Source organism: Micromonospora sp. NPDC007220 (genome assembly GCF_040634035.1).
Taxonomy (GTDB): Bacteria; Actinomycetota; Actinomycetes; order Mycobacteriales; family Micromonosporaceae; genus Micromonospora; species Micromonospora reichwaldensis.
The window spans coordinates 200826-222833 of record NZ_JBEYEU010000002.1 but is presented as its reverse complement, the minus strand read 5'-3'; the positions used below and the strand labels follow the sequence as shown (position 1 = coordinate 222833).

22 protein-coding genes are annotated in these 22008 nt (G+C 74.1%); 9 read left to right on the top strand and 13 right to left on the bottom strand.

The genetic code is table 11. The annotated features are described in order from the left end of the window. Nucleotides 1–35: 35 nt before the first annotated feature. Entirely contained in the window at nt 36–626 is a 591-nt protein-coding gene (locus ABZ573_RS07175; RefSeq protein ID WP_151456100.1) for a TetR/AcrR family transcriptional regulator, read from the bottom strand. 76 nt (nt 627–702) lie between these two features. Here ABZ573_RS07175 and ABZ573_RS07170 point away from each other — a divergent pair, with 76 nt between their 5' ends. Both ABZ573_RS07170 and ABZ573_RS07165 read left to right on the top strand, forming a co-directional pair. Next, nucleotides 703–1119 carry a VOC family protein gene (locus ABZ573_RS07170; protein WP_151456101.1) on the top strand — a complete coding sequence of 139 codons (417 nt, stop codon included), beginning with the start codon at nt 703–705 and terminating at the stop codon, nt 1117–1119. A 100-nt stretch (nt 1120–1219) separates the two neighbouring features. Then, nucleotides 1220–2095 carry an LD-carboxypeptidase gene (locus ABZ573_RS07165; protein WP_358116765.1) on the top strand — a complete coding sequence of 292 codons (876 nt, stop codon included), beginning with the start codon at nt 1220–1222 and terminating at the stop codon, nt 2093–2095. A 172-nt stretch (nt 2096–2267) separates the two neighbouring features. Here the strand turns inward: ABZ573_RS07165 and ABZ573_RS07160 are convergent, their stop codons facing one another. Continuing rightward, nucleotides 2268–3152, bottom strand: coding sequence for a virginiamycin B lyase (locus ABZ573_RS07160; protein ID WP_358116449.1), 885 nt, complete (start codon nt 3150–3152; stop codon nt 2268–2270). Nucleotides 3153–3362: 210 nt separating this feature from the next. Here ABZ573_RS07160 and ABZ573_RS07155 point away from each other — a divergent pair, with 210 nt between their 5' ends. Next, nucleotides 3363–3848 (top strand): hypothetical protein, encoded by a 486-nt coding sequence (locus ABZ573_RS07155; protein WP_358116447.1) that lies wholly within the window; start codon nt 3363–3365, stop codon nt 3846–3848. A gap of 58 nt (nt 3849–3906) precedes the next feature. Here the strand turns inward: ABZ573_RS07155 and ABZ573_RS07150 are convergent, their stop codons facing one another. The 5 genes from ABZ573_RS07150 to glnA all read right to left on the bottom strand — a co-directional run bounded on the left by ABZ573_RS07150 (nt 3907) and on the right by glnA (nt 10399). After that, complete coding sequence (locus ABZ573_RS07150; RefSeq protein ID WP_151454024.1) at nt 3907–4284, bottom strand: VOC family protein; 378 nt, start codon at nt 4282–4284, stop codon at nt 3907–3909. 102 nt (nt 4285–4386) lie between these two features. Beyond that, complete coding sequence (locus ABZ573_RS07145) at nt 4387–7713, bottom strand: AAA family ATPase (protein WP_358116444.1); 3327 nt, start codon at nt 7711–7713, stop codon at nt 4387–4389. 71 nt (nt 7714–7784) lie between these two features. Next, on the bottom strand, nt 7785–8480 hold the full coding sequence (locus tag ABZ573_RS07140) for a WYL domain-containing protein (RefSeq protein WP_151454026.1): 696 nt from the start codon (nt 8478–8480) through the stop codon (nt 7785–7787). A 35-nt stretch (nt 8481–8515) separates the two neighbouring features. Next, nucleotides 8516–8941, bottom strand: coding sequence for a DUF350 domain-containing protein (locus ABZ573_RS07135; RefSeq protein ID WP_151454027.1), 426 nt, complete (start codon nt 8939–8941; stop codon nt 8516–8518). A 108-nt stretch (nt 8942–9049) separates the two neighbouring features. Next, nucleotides 9050–10399, bottom strand: coding sequence for a type I glutamate--ammonia ligase (gene glnA, locus ABZ573_RS07130; RefSeq protein ID WP_151454028.1), 1350 nt, complete (start codon nt 10397–10399; stop codon nt 9050–9052). A 188-nt stretch (nt 10400–10587) separates the two neighbouring features. On the opposite strand from glnA, the gene ABZ573_RS07125 reads away from it, so the two are divergent. Both ABZ573_RS07125 and panB read left to right on the top strand, forming a co-directional pair. Continuing rightward, nucleotides 10588–12348, top strand: a complete 1761-nt coding sequence (locus ABZ573_RS07125; protein ID WP_358116440.1) for an NAD+ synthase — start codon at nt 10588–10590, stop codon at nt 12346–12348. A 135-nt stretch (nt 12349–12483) separates the two neighbouring features. Then, complete coding sequence (gene panB / locus ABZ573_RS07120; RefSeq protein WP_151454030.1) at nt 12484–13329, top strand: 3-methyl-2-oxobutanoate hydroxymethyltransferase; 846 nt, start codon at nt 12484–12486, stop codon at nt 13327–13329. A 601-nt stretch (nt 13330–13930) separates the two neighbouring features. On the opposite strand, the gene npdG is transcribed toward panB, so the two are convergent. The 3 genes from npdG to ABZ573_RS07105 all read right to left on the bottom strand — a co-directional run bounded on the left by npdG (nt 13931) and on the right by ABZ573_RS07105 (nt 16698). Next, complete coding sequence (npdG, locus tag ABZ573_RS07115) at nt 13931–14629, bottom strand: NADPH-dependent F420 reductase (protein WP_358116437.1); 699 nt, start codon at nt 14627–14629, stop codon at nt 13931–13933. 246 nt (nt 14630–14875) lie between these two features. Then, a complete protein-coding gene (locus ABZ573_RS07110; protein WP_151454032.1) occupies nt 14876–16309 on the bottom strand; it encodes an RNB domain-containing ribonuclease in 1434 nt (477 codons plus the stop codon). Between the two features lie 65 nt (nt 16310–16374). After that, nucleotides 16375–16698, bottom strand: coding sequence for a hypothetical protein (locus tag ABZ573_RS07105; protein WP_358116434.1), 324 nt, complete (start codon nt 16696–16698; stop codon nt 16375–16377). 7 nt (nt 16699–16705) lie between these two features. Here ABZ573_RS07105 and ABZ573_RS07100 point away from each other — a divergent pair, with 7 nt between their 5' ends. The 4 genes from ABZ573_RS07100 (at nt 16706) to ABZ573_RS07085 (ending at nt 19629) form a co-directional block, all read left to right on the top strand. Further along, nucleotides 16706–17539 (top strand): hypothetical protein, encoded by an 834-nt coding sequence (locus ABZ573_RS07100; RefSeq protein WP_358116431.1) that lies wholly within the window; start codon nt 16706–16708, stop codon nt 17537–17539. Nucleotides 17540–17863: 324 nt separating this feature from the next. Next, a complete protein-coding gene (locus ABZ573_RS07095; protein WP_151454034.1) occupies nt 17864–18283 on the top strand; it encodes a hypothetical protein in 420 nt (139 codons plus the stop codon). A gap of 28 nt (nt 18284–18311) precedes the next feature. Beyond that, on the top strand, nt 18312–18809 hold the full coding sequence (locus tag ABZ573_RS07090) for an NUDIX domain-containing protein (RefSeq protein ID WP_151454035.1): 498 nt from the start codon (nt 18312–18314) through the stop codon (nt 18807–18809). Beyond that, nucleotides 18802–19629, top strand: coding sequence for a nucleotidyltransferase domain-containing protein (locus ABZ573_RS07085; protein WP_358116427.1), 828 nt, complete (start codon nt 18802–18804; stop codon nt 19627–19629). The genes ABZ573_RS07090 and ABZ573_RS07085 overlap by 8 nt, the downstream gene beginning before the upstream one ends. Before the next feature lie 70 nt (nt 19630–19699). Here the strand turns inward: ABZ573_RS07085 and ABZ573_RS07080 are convergent, their stop codons facing one another. The 3 genes from ABZ573_RS07080 to ABZ573_RS07070 form a co-directional block, all read right to left on the bottom strand. Beyond that, nucleotides 19700–20674 (bottom strand): hypothetical protein, encoded by a 975-nt coding sequence (locus ABZ573_RS07080; RefSeq protein ID WP_358116424.1) that lies wholly within the window; start codon nt 20672–20674, stop codon nt 19700–19702. Next, nucleotides 20668–21000, bottom strand: a complete 333-nt coding sequence (locus ABZ573_RS07075) for a PadR family transcriptional regulator (protein ID WP_151454037.1) — start codon at nt 20998–21000, stop codon at nt 20668–20670. Before ABZ573_RS07075 ends, ABZ573_RS07080 begins: the two co-directional genes overlap by 7 nt. A gap of 69 nt (nt 21001–21069) precedes the next feature. Then, nucleotides 21070–21936, bottom strand: coding sequence for an AraC family transcriptional regulator (locus tag ABZ573_RS07070; protein WP_151454038.1), 867 nt, complete (start codon nt 21934–21936; stop codon nt 21070–21072). Nucleotides 21937–22008 lie beyond the last annotated feature (72 nt).

Here is a 22008-nt window from a genome sequence, read left to right as displayed (position 1 = left end):
CGGAACGCCTCCACCGGCGCGGCGGACGATCGAACTCAGGGGGCGCGCAGCGCGTCGAGCATCCGGGCCAGGGCGGTGCGGGTGTCGGCCAGGGCGGTCGGGTCGGCCGCCCTGGCGATCCAGAGCGCCGCCTCGTTCATCGCACCCGAGAGCAGGTGGGTGATGGGCGCCACCGGCTGCGGCGCGATCAGCCCCTCCTGGATCAGCAGGGTCAACGCGTCGGCCAGGTGCCGGCCTGACGCCGCCTCGTCCAGCGCGCGCCACTCGTTCCAGCCGAGCACCGCCGGGCCGTCGATCAACATGATCTGCTGGATCTCGGGATCGGTGCTCGCGGTGAGGAACGCCTGGCAGCCCGCCGTGAACCGGGCCCACGGGTCCGCCTCGGCGTCGGCGGTCGTGGCGACCCGGTGCGCCACCTCCCGCTGCACCTCCGCCAGCACCGCCCGGAACAGCTCGGCCTTGCCGGCGAAGTGGTGGTAGAGCGCGCCCTTGGTGACTCCGGCCACCCGCACGATCTCCGCCAGGCCGACCGCCGCGTAGCCCCGGGTGGCGAACAGCTGCCGGCTCTCGGCCACCAGGGCCCGCCGGGTCTGTTCCCGCTGCTGCGCCCGGACACCCTCGGTCATCGCACCCCCTCGTTGACATACCGACGGTATGTGAAATACGGTCCTCGACATACCGATGGTATGCGAAAGGGCCGAGATGAACCTGACCAGCTTCTACCCCGTCGTCTGCACCGCACAGCTGCGCGAGTCACACGACTTCTACCGACGCTTCTTCGGCTTCGAGACGACCTTCGAGGCCGACTGGTACGTGAGCCTGCGCCGACCGGGGCCGCCCGCGTACGAACTGGCACTGCTCGACCACCAGCACCCGACGCTGCCCGAGGCGTACCGGGCACCCGTGCGAGGACTCCTGCTCAACCTGGAGGTGACCGACGTCGACGCCGAATGGGAGCGGCTCGTCGTCCGGGGCGGACTGCACGCCGAACTGCCGCTGCGTGACGAGGACTTCGGGCAGCGGCACTTCATCGTCGCCGCACCCGACCGGGTGCTGATCGACGTGATCACGCCCATCCCACCGTCGGGGGCGCACGCCGAGCAGTACCTCGACGGCTGAGCCGCCCGCGCGACTAGGCTCTGCCGCTGTGTCAGACCTCGCCCGCACGAGTCCCGCCACCGCCGTACGACCGCCGGCGCTGCGCCCCGGCGACACGGTGATGCTGGTGTCGCCGTCCGGGCCGACCCGACCGGAACGGGTGGCCCGGGGTGTCGAGCTGCTCACCGGCTGGGGACTGCGGCCGGTGCTGGCGCCGAACGCGTACGCCCGGCAGGGCTACCTCGCCGGCACGGACGACCTGCGCGCCGCCGACCTGAACGCGGCGTTCGCCGATCCCGAGGTGCGCGGGGTGATCTGCACCCGGGGCGGCTACGGCGCGCAGCGGATCGTCGACGCGATCGACATGGCCGCCGTACGCCGCGACCCGAAGGTGGTCGCCGGCTTCTCCGACATCACGGCGTTGCAGTTCGCACTCTGGCGGGGTGCCCGGCTGGCCGGCGTGCACGGCCCGGGGGCGGCCTGGCTGGACGAGCGCACGCCGCTGCGCTCGGCCGAGTCGCTGCACGCCGCCCTGATGACCACCGAGCCGGTCACGGTCAGCGCCGTCGCCGAGGAGGAGACCTTCGCGGTACGCGTGCCCGGCCGGGCCACCGGCCCGCTGCTGGGCGGCAACCTCTGCCTGGTCGTGGCGTCCCTGGGCACCCCGGACATGCCGGACCTGACCGGCGCGGTCCTGCTCGTCGAGGACGTCCAGGAGCCGCCCTACAAGGTGGACCGGATGCTCACCCAGCTCCGCCGCGCCGGGGTCCTGGACGGGCTGGCCGGGGTGGCGGTGGGCCAGTTCACCGACTGCGCGGACGGCTGGTCGGTCGGCGTCGCCGACGTGCTCTCCGAGCGCCTCGGCGACCTCGGCATCCCGGTCCTCGGCGGCCTGCCGATCGGTCACGGCCCCGGCCAGCTCACCGTCCCCGTGGGCACCGAGGCCACCCTCGACACGGAAACCGGCACCCTGACGGTCACCCCCGCCGTCCGCTGACCCCACCCACCCACCCACCCACCCCACCCCGCGCTCGGCCCGCGCCGCGCCCGGCCCGCGCTCGGCGCGTTGATCATGAAGTTAATTGCGGCAATACGGGCGTCTGGCGGCAATAACTTCATGATCAACGCGCCGAGGGCGAGGGGGGATGGGCGGGTGGGGGGTGGGTGGGTCAGGGGGTCAGGTGGGCCAGGGCGCCCGTTTCCAGGGCGGCCCAGACCGTGGCGTCCGGGGCGACCGTGAGGCCGTGGGGTTCGGAGGCCGGGGTCGGCAGGTCGTAGGTGTCGATCGTGCCGTCCTGGGCGACGTGGCCGATGCGGTTGCCGCCCCACTCGGTGTACCAGCAGCCGCCGGCCGGGTCGGCGACGATCGCGTGCGGCCGGGCGGACCGGTCCGGCAGCGGGTACTCGGTGATCCGCCCGTCCGGGGTGATCCGACCGAGCTGACCGGCGCCGATCTCGACGAACCAGAGCGCCCCGTCGACGCCGGCGGTGATGCCGACCGGCGCGGCCCCCTCGGTCGGCAGCGCGTGCAGGGTCACGGCGCCGTCCATGCCGATCCGGCCCACCGCGTTCGCCTGGTTGAGCGTGAACCAGACGGCCTCGTCCGGCCCGGCGGCGACCATCGAGGCGAAGCCGCCGCTCACCGGCAGCGGGAACCGCGTCTGCTCCCCGTCGACGGTGACCCGACCGATCGCGTCGGCGTTCATGGCCGCGTACCAGAGGGCGCCGTCGGGACCGGCGGCGATGCCGCAGGGGCCGGTCCCGGCCGGAAGCGCGACGGCGCTCAGCACGCCGTCGGTGGTGATCCGGCCGATCCGGTCGTCGCCGGAGCGGGTGAACCAGAGGGCGCCGTCGGGGCCCGGGGTGATGATCAACGGTCGGCTGTCGGGCGACACCGACCAGGTGCGCAGCTCACCGCCCGCACCCATCCGGGCGATGCCGCCGGCATGGGCCAGCGTCAGCCAGAGCGCGCCGTCGGGGCCGACCGTGATGCCGTACGGGCCGCCGCCCGCCCCGGCCAGCGGGACTTCCCTGATCTTCGCGGACGTCGTCACGAGGGTCACCTTCCGTCACCTGCTCCGCCCCGGCGGGGCCCTGCCGACCGCACACCCTCGCCGCTAGCGCGCGTCGATGCAACCCGTTTGTCCGGTCGGGCGGCCCCCGGATTGCCAGCTCGCTGACAGGGTCGCCACGGCATCCCCTCAGCCCTACCGGTCACTGTCGGTGAGGTCATCGCACGACCCATCGACGAGTTGGAGGACGACATGTCCCGCACCACGAGGAAGAAGCACCTGCTGGCCGGGCTGGCCGGGGCCGGCGTACTCGGCGTGGGCCTCGCCGCCCCGACGGTCGCGTTCGCTGCGGACGGCGACACCCCGGCGCCGGGCGCCAGCACCAGCGCCGCCGAGGGCGGCGACCGCCAGCAGCAGCGGGCCGACCGGCAGGCGGAGTTCGCCGGGAAGCTGGCCGCGGAGCTGGGCGTCGACACCGACAAGGTGACGGCCGCGCTGGAGAAGCTGCGCGAGGAGCACAAGCCCGCCGACCGGCCCGGAAAGGGCGACCGGCCCGAGAAGGGCGGTAAGGGCGACCCCGCCGACCGGCAGGCCGCGATGAAGGAGCGCCTGGCGCAGGCCGTCGAGGACGGCAAGCTCACCCAGGAGCAGGCCGACGCCGTCACCGCCGCCGCCGAGGCCGGCGTCCTGCCCGGCCCGGGCGGTCGGGGCGGCCACGGCGGTCCGGCCGGCAAGTGACGTACGCCGTCCGCCCCGGCGACCCGGCCGGGGCGGGCGGCGACCCGGCCGGTCTTGCTCAGGCCCCCGGTGGCGGGGCGTAGACGCCGAAGTGGTTGCCGACCGGGTCGGCCAGGTGGGCGAAGGTGAGCCCGTTGTCGTTGGACCTCGGCGGCACCAGCACCTTGCCGCCCGCCGCCTCCGCCCGCCGGGCGGCGTCGGCCACGTCGGCCACCTGGACGTAGAAGATGGCGTAGTTCGGGCTCGCCCCGCCGGTGTCCCGGATCGCGCCCTGGATGGAACCCGCTGGCCCCGCCTCCGTCACCCGGTACGACGCCTCCGGCGTCCCCTGCTCGCCGAACGCCCAGCCGAACAGGTCGGTGTAGAAGCGCCCGGTCTCCTCCGGCCGGTCCGTGCCGACCTCGAACCAGTTGACCCCGCTGGTGATCGTGGACATGTGTCGCCTCCCGTTCGCACGCCGGCCGTTCGGCCGGCGCCGTCAGGAGTCAGCCTCCGCCCCGTCCGCGACACCGTCCTGTCGGTGTTTGCGACCAGACCGCTACTCGGACGGGTCGGTGAGCGGAATCAACCGGTCGACCAGGTCGGGGCGGCGCGATCCGTGGCGGGCGCGGAAACTCGCCGCTTCGGCCACCGATACCGGGTACCGCCGCACGCCCGCCTCGTACGTGCGGACGACCAACTCCGCGGTGTCGGTGTCGAGCCAGTCGAGCGGACTGCCGCCAGCGGCGGCGTACCACTGTGCGCCGGCGATCAGGCGGTCGGCCTGCTCAGCCAGCCTGACGTCGGTCTCCCGGTCGCGGCCGAGGAAGGCAAGAACGCAGCGGGCGGCCGACGCCAGCAGGGAGCCGACGAGCGTCACGTCCTGTTGGAGAAGACACAGCACATCGGCGACGAACGCGGCGGACAACCCGTGATCGGTCGAGATCCGATCCAGCACGAACTCCGCCACCGGCAGCTGCGGTGTCTCGTCCGGCTCCTCCACGATGGCCAGCAGGCGTTGGTAGGCCCGCTCCCGCTCCCGAGCCCCCGCGCCGAGGATCGGGAGAAGCGACACGTCGAGCAGGAGCCGGGCTTCCGACCGGTCGCCGTCCGTGAAGGTCCAGAAGCCGTCGAGCGCGTCGAGCGGATGCCCCAGCGGTCCCAGCGCGTGCAGCGCCGTGTCGAGATTCGGATCGCACTCGAAGTGCGCGGTCCGAGCGAACAGGGCGAAGTCTGCCCCGGTCGTCAGGTAGTAACTCGCCGCGTCCTCCACGGGGCTGTCGTCCCTGGAGCCGCTGATGAACCACCTGGGGTCGCCCGTCGGCGGCGGCGACTTGTCCTGACCTTCCTCGATGGCGAGGAGCAGATCCCGTCGCGTTCCCGACCACGCCCGCTCGACCCGCACCGCGCCCAACAGGCCGGCGTACTCGCTGTCGCTGAGCTGGGAACGCCAGAAGAGAGCCAGTCGGTTCCACCCGGACACGACGTCGCCGCTGTCCAAGGGGAGTTCGCTTCCCCGCAGTTGCCCGCTCGCGGCGAGCAGCAGCACGAGCAGGTTCACGCCGTACACGGCGTGGCGCTTCGGAACCGACAACTGCCGAGGCTCATACGACTCGAAGTGGCGCGCCGGTCGCCGGCCGGTCGCCGCCCGGAACAGGCGCAGCAGCATGTCGACCACGGCGTCCCGCCGGCTTCCGCCCCACGACGTCAGGATCTCGGTGAGGAAGGTGACGATCGGGGTGCGTCCGGTCAGTGTCGCGAAGGACAGCAGGGCGTGGAGCGGATCGTCGTCCGTCGGCGTGGCCCCCAGCAGGGCGCTCGCCTCCCGGGCCACCAGGTCGTCCAGCACCAGCGCGGTCGTCCGGGCGATCAGGAACTCACCGAAGGTGGCGTGCAGGAACTCGTAGGTGCTGGCCCGGGTCTGGTCCCGCATCGCCTGTGAGCGGTGCACGAAGAAGAAGCGGCCCAGGACGATCTCGGCAGGTCGCAGCGGGGTACGCAGGTGTCCGTCGGTCGTGACAGCCGCCGGACGGCTGCCCAGGAACGGCAGCGCGGCGAGATCCGACTCGAAGTCGTTCTCGGTGACCCACTGGACGCCCCGGTTGAACATGCCGAACGCCACGATCGACAACCTGCGCAGCTCGTCCTCCGTCGCCCGGTCCAGGTCCCGCTCGGACAGGCCCGGCCGGTGCTTCATGACCTCGCGGCGGGCGAAGCTGCGCAACAGGCGTTCGTAGAGCTCGCCCCGGCGCAGCTCGCCGGCCGATCGCAGGTCGTTGCCCTCGGCGTCGTAGAGCGCCAGCATCAGCAGCAACAGCGGCTGTTCGGCCAGCTCACGGTGGGCCAGCACCGTCGCCGGCTCCAGCGGCTGCACGCCGAGCGCGCGGAACGCCCCGTCGTTGACCCGGTTCCAGGTGGCGGTCCAGGCCCGCACCCGCTCGCCGTCGAACGGTTCCAGCCGTACCGCCACCGTGCCGGGCGGCGGCTGCGCCCGGTCGGCGACGCTGGTGCGGCTGGTCACCAGCACCGCCACCGGACGCCCCTGGTCGGCCTCGCGCCGTTGGAAGGCCGCCACCCGGCGCAGGTAGTCGGTCTGGCTGACTCCGGTGGCCTGGAGCAGTTCGTCGAAGCCGTCGAGCAGCACGACCGGCAGGGCGTCGCCGGCCGACCTGGACAGGCCGGGCCAGTCCACCCTCTCTCCGGTGTCGTTACGGACCGCCTGCTCGATCTGGTCCTGGAGCTCCCCGGCGGCGTGGACGTCGCGCAGCACCACCCGCACCACCATGAAGTCGGCAGGCGGCAGCTGCGCGGCGAGGACCCGGGTCAGCACGGACTTGCCGGAGCCCGGCTGGCCGAGCACCAGCAGCGGGGCCCGGGTGGCGTTCGGCGAAGTGAGGTGCACGACCAGGGACTGCCACAGGTCGTCACGCAACGGCCGCCCATCCCACCACGCCTCGTCGCTCGGTCGCGCGTGGGCGGGCAACTCCTCGATCCGGCACAGCGGCGGCACGTACGCCTCGCCGAGCGTCGGCACCGTCAGCCCGGTCGGCACCTCCCCGGACGAGATGATCGGCCGTCCCAACTCCGCGGTGTACGCCACGGCGAGCGCCGCCCGACGGCCGTCGGGTGGGCCTCCCGCGGAGAGGGCGACCAGGGCCTGCCGCATCTCGTCCAGCCCCACCGAGAGGGCACGCACCTGCGTCCGGGTCGCCTCGTGCTCGTGCAGGCCGATCCAGAACGACACCTCGACGTAGTCCACCGCGAGCTGGGTCAGCAGGTCGCGGTGCCGGTCGGCGGCGGTCATAGGCAGCCGGAGCAGCACCTTCTCCGTCGCCTGTCGCCGCCATTCGTCGACGGCCTCCCACACGGCCAGGCCGCGTAGGAGGTGTTGCAGCCGGCCGACGAGCCCGCCGTAGTAGGCGACCAGGGCATGGCGGAACGCGGGATAGGGCAGTTGCGGACCAGGCAGCGGCGCCGCGGTGGCGAAGAACGCGTCGGTGAGGGCCGCCTCGTGCACCGCTCCTGAGCCGGCCAACGACAACTGCTCGGCCTTGCTGATCCGGGCGCTCGCCACGTCGAAGGGCAGGTCGATCTCGCTCAGCACCTCGAAGAAGGCGGTCACCGCGATGACGGCGTGCGCCGCCTCCAGGCGCTGCGTGCGGTCGTACCGGGACAGCCCTGAGCGCTTCTCGGACATGCCGCGTACCAGCTCGTGGCCGAGCCGGACGAACTCCGCCTTCGCGTCGAAGATCCCCAGCAGCGCCGGCACCGGCACCGAGGCGGCCAGCAGGGCTCCTCCGGTCAGCTTGTCGAACCAGTCGACGACCCTGCTCTTCTCCCCGCCGAGCAGGCGAACGGCGTCGGCGTAGCTGAGCGCGTCGGGCACGTGGTGACCTCCTGCGGGGAACATGCGGAAGAGACAGCATGCCGTGCACGGGAGGGCCGCGCTGCCCCGTGTCAGACCAGGCTGAGCCGGCGGATCCGCTCCTGGGGGATGTCGATGTCGTCGGCGGACAGCTCGCGCTCCGGCACCCGCTCGGCGAGGGTCGTGACCGAGGTGATCCGGTCGACGCGGAAGGCGCGGATGCCGGCCCGCAGCCGGCACCAGCCCAGCAGGTACCAGTGGCGGGGGTTGCCGAGGTAGCCCAGCGGCTCCACGTCGCGCAGCGAGCCGGCACCGGAGCGGTCGGCGTAGCGCAGGCGCAGCACGCGTCGCGCGCGCACCGCGTCGGCGACGGCGGCCGGGACGGGCGTCACCGGGCCGTCGCCGATCAGGTGCACCCGGGCGGCGAGCCGGTGGGCCTCGGCGGCGTCGGCGGCCGGCATCACGGAGATCAGTTTGCGCAGGGCGGTGCCGGCCGCGGCGGCGAACGGCGTGCCGCGCATCCGGTGCAACGCCACCGCCATCGCGACCGCCTCGACGGGGGTGAGGTTGACCGGCGGCAGGGTGCGGGCCCGGTCGAGCGCGTAGCCGCCGGTGCGACCCGGCTCGGCCCAGATCGGCACGCCCGACTCCTGGAGGGCGCCGATGTCGCGCTCGATGGTGCGGGTGCTCACCTCGAAGCGGGCGGCGAGCCAGCGGGCGCTGCGCGGCCGTGGCGACACGGCGCGCAGCTCCTCGACCAGGGCGTAGAGACGGTCCGTCCGGTTCACCCCCGCAACCTACGACGGGGGTGTGACGGGACAGGTCAGGCGATGCAGGCGCAGACGATCAGCGCGGCGCCGAAGTGCGTGGCGGCGCTGACCCGCGCCGCCGGGTGCGGCTCGTCCGAGCAGATGATCTCGCCGAGCTTGCCGGGGGTGAGCAGGTCCAGCACGAAGAACGCCAGCGCCATGATGACCAGCCCGACCAGGCCGAAGACGAGAGTCGAGGCGAGCCCTCTGGCGAAGTCGCTGTAGCTGGTCAGGATCGCGGTGAACACGATCCCGGCGATGCCGAGCTGGTTGGCGGCGAGCAGCAGCGCGGCGTTGCCGTTGCGCCGCACCCAGATCAGCTCCCGCAGCCTGCCGGGGGTGAGCATGTCGACCAGCCCGAACCCGGCCGCCATCAGGGCCACCCCGACGACCCCGAACACGACGCTCTGCCAGGCTCCGCTGAGCAGGTCTTCCAGCACCGACTGCCTCCCGAACTCTGCGCCCGGCGGGGATGCCGGCGCGGTGACCGAGACGATAGCGGCACCGCGCCAGCAGCGGGAGCCCCGCTCCGGCTCCGGGAGGCGGGCCTACAGCGACAGGTATCGCTGCCGCTCGTAGGGGGTGACCTCGCGGCGGTACTGCTCCCACTCGGCCCGCTTGTTGCGCAGGAAGAAGTCGAAGACGTGCTCGCCGAGCACCTCGGCGACCAGTTCGGAGCCGGCCATCACGTCGATCGCCTCGGACAGGTTCTCCGGCAGCGGCTCGTAGCCCATCGCCCGCCGCTCGGCGCTGGTCAACGACCACACGTCGTCCTCGGCGCCCGGCGGCAGCTCGTAGCCCTCCTCGATGCCCTTCATCCCGGCGCCGAGCAGCACCGCGAAGGCCAGGTAGGGGTTGGCCGCCGAGTCCGGCGAGCGGACCTCCACCCGGGCGGAGTTCGGCTTGCCGTAGGCGGGGACCCGGACCAGCGCGGACCGGTTCAGGTGACCCCAGCAGACGTACGCGGGGCTCTCGGTCACCCGGTCCGGCAATGCCTGCGGGAACAGCCGCTTGTAGGAGTTGACCCACTGGTTGGTGACGGCCGTGTACTCCCGGGCGTGCACCAGCAGCCCGGCGATGAACGCCCGGGCCACCTTGGACAGCTTCATCGGGTCGCCGGCGTCGTGGAACGCGTTGCGCTCCCCCTCGAACAGCGACAGGTGGGTGTGCATGCCGCTGCCCGGCTGGTCGGTGAACGGCTTCGGCATGAAGGTGGCCTGCACGCCGGTGGAGAGCGCCACCTCCTTGACCACGTGCCGGAAGGTCATGATGTTGTCGGCCGTGGTGAGCGCGTCGGCGTAGCGCAGGTCGATCTCCTGCTGGCCGGGGGCCACCTCGTGGTGGCTGAACTCCACGGAGATGCCGATCCGCTCCAGCGCCAGCACGCCCTGCCGGCGGAAGTCGCGGGCCACGGCGTGGGTGGTGTGCTCGAAGTAGCCGCCGGTGTCGACCGGGATGGGCACCGAGCCGTCCAGCGGGCCGTTCTCCAGCAGGAAGAACTCGATCTCGGGGTGGGTGTAGAAGGTGAACCCCTTCTCGGCGGCCTTGGACAGCGCCCGGCGCAGCACGTGCCGCGGGTCGGCCCAGGACGGACCGCCGTCGGGCAGCAGGATGTCGCAGAACATCCGGGCGCTCTCGCCGCTGGCCCCACCCTCGAACGGGAAGACCTGGAAGGTCGTCGGGTCGGGCATGGCCACCATGTCGGACTCGAAGACCCGGGCGAAGCCCTCGATCGCCGAGCCGTCGAACCCGATGCCCTCCTCGAAGGCCGCCTCCAGCTCGGCGGGGGCCACCGACACGCTCTTGAGCGTGCCCAGCACGTCGGTGAACCACAGCCGGACGAACCGGATGTCCCGCTCTTCCAGCGTACGGAGGACGAACTCCTGCTGACGGTCCACTTCCACCCCTCGCGACACCGTTGCGCACCTGCGACCGGGGTCGACCCGGCCTGACCGACCAGTCTCCACCGGCCTCGTTACGCCGACGTTACGCGACCGGCCGGCGGGCGTCCTGCCCTGTCCCGCGGCTCCCGTGGTCTCGCCCCGCCCCGCGTGTCGGGTCCGCACGGCTGGGGCAAGATGAGGACATGCCCACCCTGCGTCTCGCCCTGTGCCAGGTCAACCCGACCGTCGGCGACCTCGCCGGCAACTCCGGCCTGGTCCGTGACTGGACCCGCCGGGCCGCCGACACCGGCGCCCAGATCGTCGCGTTCCCGGAGATGATGCTGACCGGCTATCCGGTCGAGGACCTGGTCTTCCGCCGGTCCTTCGTCGCCGCGTCGAAGGCCGCGCTGGAACGCCTCGCCGCCGATCTCGACGCCGACGGGCTGGGCGCCCTACCGGTGCTGGTCGGCTACCTGGACGCCGACGGCCCGCCGCAGGTGAGCGGCGACGCCGAGCCCGGTCGCGGCGCCCGCAACGCGGCGGCCCTGCTGCACCACGGTCGGATCGTGGCCACCTACTTCAAGCACCACCTGCCCAACTACGGCGTCTTCGACGAGGACCGCTACTTCGTCTCCGGCGACGCGCTGAGCGTCGTCCGCGTCGGCGGGGTGGACGTGGCGCTGACCATCTGCGAGGACCTGTGGCAGGCCGGCGGTCCGTTCGCCGTCGCCCGCCAGGCCGGGGTCGGCCTCGTCCTCTGCGTCAACGGCTCGCCGTACGAGCTGAACAAGGACGACGTCCGGCTGCCGCTGGTCCGCCGCCGGGCCGCCGAGGCCGGGGCGATGATCGCGTACGTCAACATGGTCGGCGGGCAGGACGAGCTGGTCTTCGAGGGCGACTCGATGATCGTGGGCGCCGACGGCACGCTGCTCGCCCGGGCCCCGCAGTTCGTCGAGCACCTGCTGGTGCACGACGTGGAGCTGCCCGCCGCCGGCGAGCCGGCCGCCCCGGAGCAGGAGCTGGCGGACGGGATGCGCGTGGTGCGGACGGAGGCCGGGGACGTCCCGCCGGCGCCCACCGGCCCCGCCGCCACGGGCGGGATCATCGCACCGGTGGCTGACGAGGCCGAGGTGTGGCAGGCGCTCGTGCTGGGCCTGCGCGACTACGTCAACAAGAACCGGTTCCCCTCGGTGGTGCTGGGTCTCTCCGGCGGCATCGACTCGGCGGTGGTGGCCGCGCTGGCCGTCGACGCGCTCGGGCCCGACCGGGTGGTCGGCGTCTCGCTGCCCAGCCAGCACTCCTCCGAGCACAGCCGGGATGACGCGGCCGAGCTGGCGAAGCGGACCGGGCTGGACTACCGGGTCGAGCCGATCCAGCCGATGGTGGACACCTTCCTGGCGAACATGTCGCTCTCCGGGGTCTCCGTGGAGAACCTCCAGGCGCGCGTACGCGGGGTGATCCTGATGGCGCTGTCGAACCAGGAGGGGCACCTGGTGCTGACCACCGGCAACAAGAGCGAGCTGGCGGTCGGCTACTCCACCCTCTACGGCGACTCGGTCGGCGGCTTCAACCCGGTCAAGGACGTCTGGAAGACGCTGGTCTGGCGGCTGGCGAAGTGGCGTAACGCCGACGCCGCCCGCCGGGGCGAGACCCCGCCCATCCCGGAGAACTCCATCGGCAAGCCGCCGAGCGCCGAGCTGAGCCCGGGCCAACTCGACAGCGACACGCTGCCCGACTACGACGTGCTGGACCCGATCCTGATCGGCTACGTCGACGGTGACCTGGGCCGCGACGGGCTGGTCGCGTCCGGCCACGACCCGGCCGTCGTCGACCGGGTGCTGCGGATGGTGGATACCGCCGAGTACAAGCGCCGCCAGTCCGCGCCGGGCGCGAAGATCTCGATGAAGGCCTTCGGGCGGGACCGGCGGCTGCCGATCACGAACCGGTGGCGCGAGGACGGCTGAGCCATGTCGCTCCCGGGCCGGCGGCGGCCCGGGAGTGACATCCTCCACTGCGCTCTGCCGCCGGCCGGTCGTCGGGTGCGACGATCGCGGCGGAACCCGGGGACCGCGCACGCGGCCTCGAGGAAGGAGAGAGCCATGGTGGAGTCCACCCCGTCCGAGGTGACCGCCCTCTACGGCGGCCCGGCCACCCGGCGGGTACGCACCCGCGACCTGATCGCCGCCAAGGAGCGCGGCGAACGGTGGCCGATGCTCACCTCGTACGACCAGTACACCGCCTCGATCTTCGACCAGGCCGGCATCCCGGTGCTGCTGGTCGGCGACTCGGCGGCCAACAACGTCTTCGGCTACGAGACCACGGTCCCCGTGACCACCGAGGAGCTGCTCCCGCTGGTCCGTGCGGTCGTCCGGGCGACCCGGCACGCGCTGGTCGTCGGCGACCTGCCGTTCGGCTCCTACGAGGAGGGCCCCACGCAGGCCCTGCGCACCGCCGTGCGGTTCATGAAGGAGGGCGGCTGCCACGCCGTGAAGCTGGAGGGCGGCCGGCGCTGCGCGGCGCAGATCGCCGCCATCACCGGCGCCGGTATCCCGGTGATGGCGCACATCGGCTTCACCCCGCAGAGCGAGCACGCCATCGGCGGCTACCGGGTGCAGGGGCGCGGCGACACGGCCGACGACGTGATCGCCGACGCCCGGGCGGTGGCCGAGGCGGGCGCGTTCGCCGTGGTGCTGGAGATGGTGCCGGGGCAGGTGGCCAAGCGGATCACGGCGGAGCTGCCGATCCCGACCGTGGGCATCGGCGCCGGCGCGGACACCGACGCCCAGGTGCTGGTCTGGCAGGACATGGCCGGCCTGCGTACCGGCAGAGCGCCGCGCTTCGTTAAGCGCTACGCCGACCTGGCGGGCGCCCTGACCGACGCGACGCGGCGCTTCGCCGACGAGGTCCGCGGCGGCGACTTCCCCGCCGAGGAACACACCTTCTGATCCGTCCTACGGGCGGTGCGCCCCTGCGGGCCGCACCGCCCGCCGGGCCGGCCCACCACACCTCGCTCATGCAGCCCGGCCCACCAGCCCCGCTCGCGATCCCCGCTCAGTGGCTTCGCTCGCAGGCCCGCCCAATGAGCCCGCACGCAAGCCCCGCACAGCGGCCTCGCACGCAGGCCCCGCCCAGTAGGCCCGCTCAGTGGCTTCGCTCGCAGGCCCCGCCCAATGAACCTGCACGCAAGCCCCGCACGCAGGCCCGCTCAGTGGCTTCGCTCGCGGGCCCCGCCCAATGAGCCGCACGCAAGCCCCGCACAGCGGCCTCGCTCGCAGGCCCCGCCCAGTGAACCCGCACGCAAGCCCCGCACACGGCCTCGAGCAGAGATCTTGGTAGGAAACGGCCCCCCGAGGGGCCGTTCCGTACCAAGATCTCGGGGCGGGGCGGGGCGGGGCTAGACCGGGTTGAGCACGCCAAGCAGGGTGCAGCACGCCCAGCAGGATCGAGCCGGGCAGGGCCAGACCAGACCAGGCCGGGCCAGGCCGAGCAGGGCAGGGCAGGGCAGGGCCGAGCAGGGCAGGACCGAGCCGAGCGGGGCGGGTGTTGTCAGAGGTCGGTGACGCGGATGCCGGCGTGCGCCTTGTAGCGCTTGTTGATGGCGATCAGGTTGGCGGTGAACGCCTCGATCTGGTGGGCGTTGCGCAGCCGGCCGGCGTAGATGCCGCGCATGCCGGGGATCCGGGCGGCCAGCGCGGCGACGACGCCGACCAGCTCGCGGTCCTCGGTGCAGATCAGCACGTCGAGGTCGATCCGCTCGATCTCCGGGTCGGCGAGCAGCGGGGCGCTGACGTGGTTGAACGCGGCGCAGACCCGGGAGTCGGGCAGCAGCGCGGCGGCCTGCTGCACGGCGCTGCCCTCGGCGACCGTGAGCGCGTACGGGCCCTGCTTGTCGAAGCCGAGCGGGTTCACGCAGTCGACGACGATCTTGCCGGCGAGCGGCTCGGCGAGCGCGGCGACGGTGGCGGCGTGCCCGTCCCACGGCACCGCGATGATGACCACGTCGCTGCGCCGGGCCACCTCCTCGTTGCCGCCGCCGGCCACCGGTGCCCCGGCGGGCACGCCGGGCAGGGCCGCGATCTCCTCGGCGGACTGGACGGCCCGCTCGGCGGTACGGGACCCGATCAGCACGGGCTGGCCGGCCCGGGCGAACCGGTAGGCGAGCCCCCTCCCCTGGTCGCCCGTGCCGCCGATGATGCCGACGGTCAGCCCGGACACGTCGGGCAGCGTGCTCGCGTCGTAAGCCATGCCGCCATCCTCGCAAACCCGCAGGCCGGCGGCACCGGCGGGCGCTGTGACAATCCCCGCTGCCGCCGACGGTGCCGAGGCATCCGCCGGCGGGACCGGACCGGCCCGGCGGTCACCGCGCAGGGCGACCGAGCCAGCGGGATCAAGACAACCCGGCGGCCACCGCGCGGACCGACCGGGCAGAGCGGGCAGGCGGGACCGGGCCCGCCCGGCAGCCATCACGCAGAGGTGGGCGGGCCTGCGGGATCAGGCCAGTTCGAAGGCCACCGTGCGGGTGGCGGGGTCGGCGGTGACCAGGCGGACCCGCACCCGCTCGCCGAGCGGCAGCTCGCCGAGGCAGCGGGCGCGCACCGGCGGTTCGTCCAGCGCCACGGTGCCGCCGGGCCGACGGCCCGGGCGGGCCTTGCCGTCCGGGGCCGCATCGACGTCCAGCACCGCCGCGTCGAAGGTCTCCCCCACCCGGTGCTCCAGCAGCACCGCCTCGGCCAGCTCGATCGCGCCCCGGGTGGCCGCCGAAGCGGTCCGGTCGGTCGTGGCCATCACCTCGGGCAGCCGGGGCAGCGCCGCGCGGGCCCAGTCGGGCACCGCCCGGCCTTCGTGCAGGGCCAGGCAGACCTCCGTGGCGTACCTGTCGGCCAGTCGCCGCAGCGGCGCCGTGACGTGGGCGTACGCGGCCGCGACCCCGCCGTGCTCCCGCTGCTCGGGCGGCGCGCCGTCGAAGGCCGTGTACGCGGCGCCCCGCATCAGCTCGGCGGCCTGGTCCACGAAGGCGGCGGCCCGGGGCTGCGACGGGTCCAGCCCGGCGATCACCTCGCCGGGGCCGGCGCCGTCCGGCCAGTGCACGCCCAGCGGGGCAGCGGCGGCCCGCAGCCGCGCCACCGCCTCGGGCTTCGGCGCCGGCATCGTACGCAGCAGGCCGATGCCGCCGGCGAGCATGATGTCGGCGGCGGCCATCCCGGTCAGCAGCGAGATCTGGGCGTTGTGCTCCTCCATCGGCACCGGCCCGCGCAGCACCAGCCGCCAGCCGTCGCCGTCTGCCTCCACGTCCTGCTCGGGCAACGGCAGGTTGATCGCTCCCCGGCGCAGCCCGCGCGCGGTGAGCAGGGCCCCGATCTCGGGCAGCAGGGCGATGGGATCGGGTAGCCGGCCGGCGTCGGCGTCCGCCTGGACGCCGACGTAGTCCAGCTTGGCCCGGCTGCGCACCAGCGCGCGTTCGAGCGTGACCCCGACGGTGCCACCGTCGGCGTCCAGGTCGATCGTCCACAGCACGGCGGCCCGGTCGACGTCCGGCAGGAGGCTGGCCGCGCCCTCGCTGAGGGTCTCGGGGTGCAACGGCACGGTGCCGTCGGGCAGGTAGACGGTCTGCCCGCGCCGCCAGGTCTCCTCCTCCAGCGCGCCGCCGGGGCGGACGTGCGCGGCGACGTCGGCGATCGCGTACGACACCCGGTAGCCGCCACCGGGGCGGCGGGCGAGGTGCATCGCCTGGTCCAGGTCGCGCGAACCGGCGGGGTCCACGGTGACGAACGGGACGTCGGTGCGGTCGGCGGCGGGCCGGGGCGGCGCGGCCGCCGCGGCGTCGGCCTCGCGTTGCGCCTCGGCCGGGAACCCCTCGGGCAGCCCCAGTTCGCGGCGCAGCGCGCCGAAGTCGATGCGGGGTGCGAGTACGCGTCGGATCACCACGGGGTCAATCCTGACAGTGTGGCGGATGATCCGCTTCCCGGCGAGTGCCGGTCTCCGCGTCGCGGTCAGCCGGTCGCCCGGCGCGCGCTCGCCCGTACGCCCCGGGGGGCGGTGGCCCGGGCCGCCGTCGTCGGGGCGGGTGCCTTGCGGGCGGTGACCTTCTTGGCCGGCGCCTGGGCGACGGTCGTCTTCTTCGCCGGCACCTCGGCGACGGTCGTCTTCTTCGCCGGCGCCTCGGCGACGGTCGTCTTCGCCGGGGCCTTCTTCGCCGCCGCCTTGCGGGTGGTGGCCGAGGAGGTCGTGGTGGCCTTGCTGGCGGGGGCCTTCGTCGCGGCGGCCTTGCGGGCGCCGCCGGTGGGCCGGGTCGCGGCCGTCTTCCTGGCTGCCATCGTCTTCTTGGCTGGCGTCGTCTTCTTGGCGGTGGCCTTCTTCGCCGGGGCCTTCGCCGCCGTCGTGGTCCTCTTCGCCGCCGTGGTGGTGCTCTTCCTCGCCGCCGTGGTGGTCTTCTTCGCCGCCGAGGTGACCTTGCGGGCGGGGGCGGTGCCGCCGGCGGTGGCCTTCTTCGCCGGCGCGGTGGCCTTCTTCGCCGTGGTGGCCTTCTTCGCCGTGGTGGCCTTCTTCGCCGTGGTGGCTGCCTTCGTCGCCGCCTGCCGGGCTGGCGTCTTCGCCGAGGTCGTCTTCTTCGCCGCCGTGCTCTTGGCCGCCGCCGTCGTCCGCTTCGCCGCGGCGGGCGCCTTCTTCGCGGCGGTGGCGGTCGTCTTCTTCGCCGCGGCCGTCGTCCGCTTCGCCGCGGTGGCGACCCTGGACGCCGCCTTCTTCGCGGGAGCCTTCTTCGCGGGGGCCTTCGCAGCGGAAGCCTTCGCGGTGGGGGCCTTCTTCGCCGGGGCCCGTCCCGCGCCGCCGGTCGCCTTGCTGGCCGGTGCCTTCTTCGCCGCCGTGGACGTGGCGGGCGGGCGCGTCGTCCGCGCCGTGCCCGCGGTCCGCTCCGCCGCGGCGGTCTTCCTGGCGGTCGTACGTCTGGCGGCCGGGCGGGTGGTGGCCTGCTGTGCTTCGGCCATCTCGGTTCCCTTCCTGGGGACGTGCTCTCGCCCTCGCGGAGCACCACGTGCCTCGGCGCGGGCCGTCCCGCGCCGCCTATCTGTTCTCCCCGGCCCAGCGGGCGTCCTCGGCCTCCCACGCGTCGTTGCGCTCCCGCACCGTCTGCAGGGCGTTCTCCGCGTCGGCGGCTGAGGCGTACGGCCCCAGAACGTGCCTGGCGGGGCACACGTCGGCGTCGGTCTCGACCCGGTGGTGCCGGGTGCACCAGTAGAAGTGCCCACCGCTTCCGCTGTCGCTCATGGGATCACTGTGCACCGCGAACCACCCGGCCGCCACCGGAACACCACAAGTCGCCGATGTTCTCCACAGTAGACGTGCCCCCGCCGGCAAGGGCTGGAACTGCGAAAACAGGGCCGCCCGGGGGTACGGCGCCCACCCCGTCGGCCCGCGACGGGGCAGCCGCGGGGCGGGCCCGTGGCGCACAATCGCCCCGTGCGACACGGGGGTGGGACATCGGTGTGGCCGCGGCGCGTACTGACGGTGGCGGCGCCGGCGATCGTGCTGACGGTGGCCGGGGCGGCCGCCGGGCTGCCGCTGCTGCGGGACCGGTCACAGCAGCGGCTGGAGCGACAGGCCGAGCGGGAGGTGACCGCCACCGCGCAGCTCGCCCGCGCGCGGTTGCTCGCCGAACCGGCGGCCGGGGAGTCGACGCTGCGGCGGGCCGCCGACGCGGTGGACGGGGTCGAGGTGCTGACCGTACGCAGCGACGGGCCCCGCGCGGAGGCGACCGTACGGCTGGTGTTCCGCGTCCGGGTCGCCAAGACCGCGGCCTCCGTCTTCGGCTGGCAGCGGGCCGACTCGGCGGCGTGCTTCGCGCTGGCCGTGCCCTCCGACGCCGGTCCCGTCGCTCTCGAACGGCTGCCGTGCCCCGACTGACGGACGGCGGGCGGGTTAGGGTCGCCGGATGGGCGTTCCGGACCACATCCTGCGGCTGCGCGAGCGCGTCGGCCACGACCTGCTCCTGCTGCCGAGCGTGAGCGCGGTGGTGCGCAACGACGCCGGCGAGCTGCTGCTCGGCAGGCGCGCCGACGACGGGCGCTGGTCGGTGGTCAGCGGCATCGTCGAGCCGGGCGAGCAGCCGGCCACGGCGGTGGTCCGCGAGGTGCGGGAGGAGACGGGCCTGGAGGTCGAGCCGGTTCGCCTGAGCAGCGTCGTGTCGCACCCGCACACCTACCCCAACGGCGACCGCTGCGAGTTCTTCAACCTCGGCTTCCACTGCCGGCTGGTCGCCGGCACGGCCCGGGTCAACGACGACGAGTCGGTGGCCGTGGAGTGGTTCCCGCCGGACCGGCTGCCCGCGCTCGACCGGCACGCCCGGCTGACCGTCGCGCACGCCCTCGGCACCGAGGCGGGCGCGTGGTTCCTGCCCGCCGGGACGGCCTGGACCGAGTCCGGTGACTGACCTCGACCCGCCCCTGCGCCGCTACCTCGCCGACCTGGTCGCCGCCGCCCGCGACGTGCTCGGCGACGACCTCGTCGGGGCGTACGCGGCCGGCTCGGTCGGATTGGGCGCGTACCAGCCGGGGCGCAGCGACGTCGACGTCGCGCTGGTCTGCGCCGACGCCCTCGACCTCGGGCGCCGGCAGGAGCTGGTGGCGCGGCTGCGGCACGAGGCGCTGCCGTGCCCCGCGCGCGGGCTGGAGCTGGTCGTGTACCGCCGGGCGGTCGCCCGCTCCGGCACGCCGGAGCCCGGGTTCGAAGTCGAGCTGAACACCGGGGCGCGGATGCCGTTCCGGGCGACGTGGGCCGCCGCCGACCGCCCCGCCGAGGACGGCCTGTTCTGGTACGGCCTGGACCGCAGCATCCTGCACCAGTGCGGGCACGCCCTGCTCGGGCCGCCAGCCGCCGAGGCCTTCGCCGACCTCTCCCCCGCCGACCTGCGCCGCCTGCTGACCGACGCGCTGCGCTGGTGGCTGGCCCTGCCGACCCCGCCCGGCGACGGTCCCGCCCCGGGGGCCGAGGACGCGGTGCTCGGCGCCTGCCGCTCCCTGGTCAGGGTCCGCCACGGCGTCTGGCTGTCGAAGGTCGACGCCGGCCGCCGGCTGCTCGCCGACGACCGGCCGGCCGACGGCGACGCGGCCGTCGACCCGACCGACGGCGCGACCGCCGACCTGATCGAACGGTCGATCGCAGCGCGGGCCGGCGGGCCGCCACCGAGCGGTCCCGAGGCCCGTGCCTTCCAACGTCGCGTCCTGGACGAGGTCCGCGCGACGGCGGTGTGACCCGCGGCCCGGGCCGGGCCGGGGTTTGGCAGCGGCCGGCCGCGACCGGTCGCCCCTCCTCGCGGTCGGGTCAGGACGGACGGACGACCGGTTCGGGGACGGCGTGGTCGGCGGCCGGCCCCGGCCGGCTGCGGGCGGCGCGGATCGCCCAGGCCAGCGCGTAGGGAGTGCAGGCGAGGTAAAGCAGGGGCTCCAGGAGGACCGCGTCGGTGATCAGGAAGATCTCCTCTTCGGTCGGTCCGGGCAGGCCGAGCGCCGAGTCGGTGTAGCAGGCGAGGAGCCACAGCGGGGCGAAGGTGGGGTCCACGCCCTGCGGCACCCCGTAGACGACGGTCCCCGCGCCCACCGGAACGTGGCTCAACACGGCGACGACCGTCGCCAGGTCGGCCACGACGATCGCGCCGAGCACGCCGACGCACCACGCGAGCCGAACCCGGCCGCGCCCGGCCAGCCTGGTCGTCACCCCTAGGACCAGGGCCAGGCCGGCAAGCCAGAGCACCAGCCCGGGCGCGACGCGGGCCAGCGCGTCGACGTCCTCGATCACGGCTCGCCCGGCCGCCGCGAGGGTCAGCGCGACGGGGACCACGACGCCGAAGGACACGCGCCAGCCTCCGGCGGGCGCGCCGCCGCGAGCCAGCCGTTCCGCGAACACGGCCAGCCCCACCGCTCCGCAAAGGGTCAGTACGGTGGCGATCGGCAGTTGCAGGTCGAACGCCCACCCGACCCGCCAGCTCAACCACTCGACCACGACGTTCATCGCGAACAGGCTGACGAGGACCACCCCCACGCAAGCCGACGGGGCGAGCAGCAGCGGAAGGGCCGTCCGGAGCAGTCGGCGGGCGATCGGCGCGCGGTCGGGGGCATCGACGCCGGAGCGGCGTACGGCCAGGCTGGCGGCGAAGCGCAACATCCGCACCCGCTGTCCGCGCTCGGCGAGGACCTGTAGCTCGGCGGCCCACTCCCGGCCGAGGTCGGCGCGGAGGTCGATCGGCCAACGACGCCGCGCGACCGCGAGCAGCACCGCCGCCACGCGACGGCTCACCACGCCGGCGCCCCGGCGGGCTCGATGCCGCCCCCGGACGGGCGGGGGTCGGGGGCCAGGGCCCGCAGCTCGGCCAGCGCGCGCCGGGCGGCGGCCACCCCCTCCACCGTCAGCCGGTAGTAGCGTCGCGCCGGCCGGCCCACGCTGGACGGGTCGACCGCCTCCCACTCGGCGGTAAGCCACCCGGCCGACCGGAGCCGGTGCAGCACCGGGTAGAGGGTGCCGCTGGGCAGGCCCGTCATGGCGATCAGGTCCAGGCCGTAGCGCTCGACGTCCGGTTCGGCCAGCAGCGCGGCGAGCACCCGCGCGACCGGGATGGTGATGCGCACAGCCGGACTATATCGAAACTCTACATAGGGTCGGGGGCCCTGCCGGTTCCCGGCAGGGCCCCCGAGGTGTCAGCCGGTGACGGGCTCTACCGGGATCCAGAGTTCGGCGTCCGCCTGCGTGCCGTCCGCCGACAGCCGGGTCCGGGAGATCTCCGGTCCCGGCCGGCTGCGGTACGGGTTGGACGGGAACCACTGGGTGAACACGTCCCGCCACAGGTACTGCACCGCCTGCGGAAACTCCCCGGAGGTCTCGAAGACCGCCCAGGCGCCCGCCGGCACGGGCAGCGCGTCCAGGTCCTCCGGCGCGTCCGCGCCCGTCACCACGCCGTACCAGTAGTCCAGCTCGGTGCCCTCCGCGCGGCTGTCGGCCACGTCGGCGCTGACGTTGACGACGCCCTGCGGCTCCTGGTCGGACAGGGCCTCGATCCGGCGTACCGTCTCCGGCGGGATGCCCTTGACGAAGGCGACGATCGACGGATTCATCCCCTCGTGCACCAGCGGCACCCGGGCCTTGCGGCCCACCAGCTGGAACCCGTCCTTGTGCACGATCCGGTATCGCATGCTGCTGCTCCCTTCGACGACGAGTCGGAAGGACATCCGGGGCTGGGAGTGCAACGCCGCCCCCGTACGCCGGGCCTCGCCGGGGCCCACGCCGTGCACGGCGTGGAACGCCCGGGCGAACGCCTCGGTGGAGCCGTAGCCGTAGCGGACCGCGACGTCGAGCAGCGTCCGCTCCCCCGCGAGCACCTCCGCGCCCGCGACCGTGAGCCGCCGCCGCCGGATGTACTCGGACAGGCCGACGCCCGCCAGCGCGGAGAAGATCCGACGGAAGTGGTACTCCGACGTCACCGCGATCCGCGCCAGCTCGGCCACCTCGATCTGTTGGTCGAGGTGCCGCTCGATGTGCTCCATGGCCTGGTTGAGCCGCTCCAGCACCCGGTTCTCCTTCCCGTTCCGAACAGCAACGCTAGGCGCGCGGGATGTTGGCGCACCCGACATGCTGTGCCC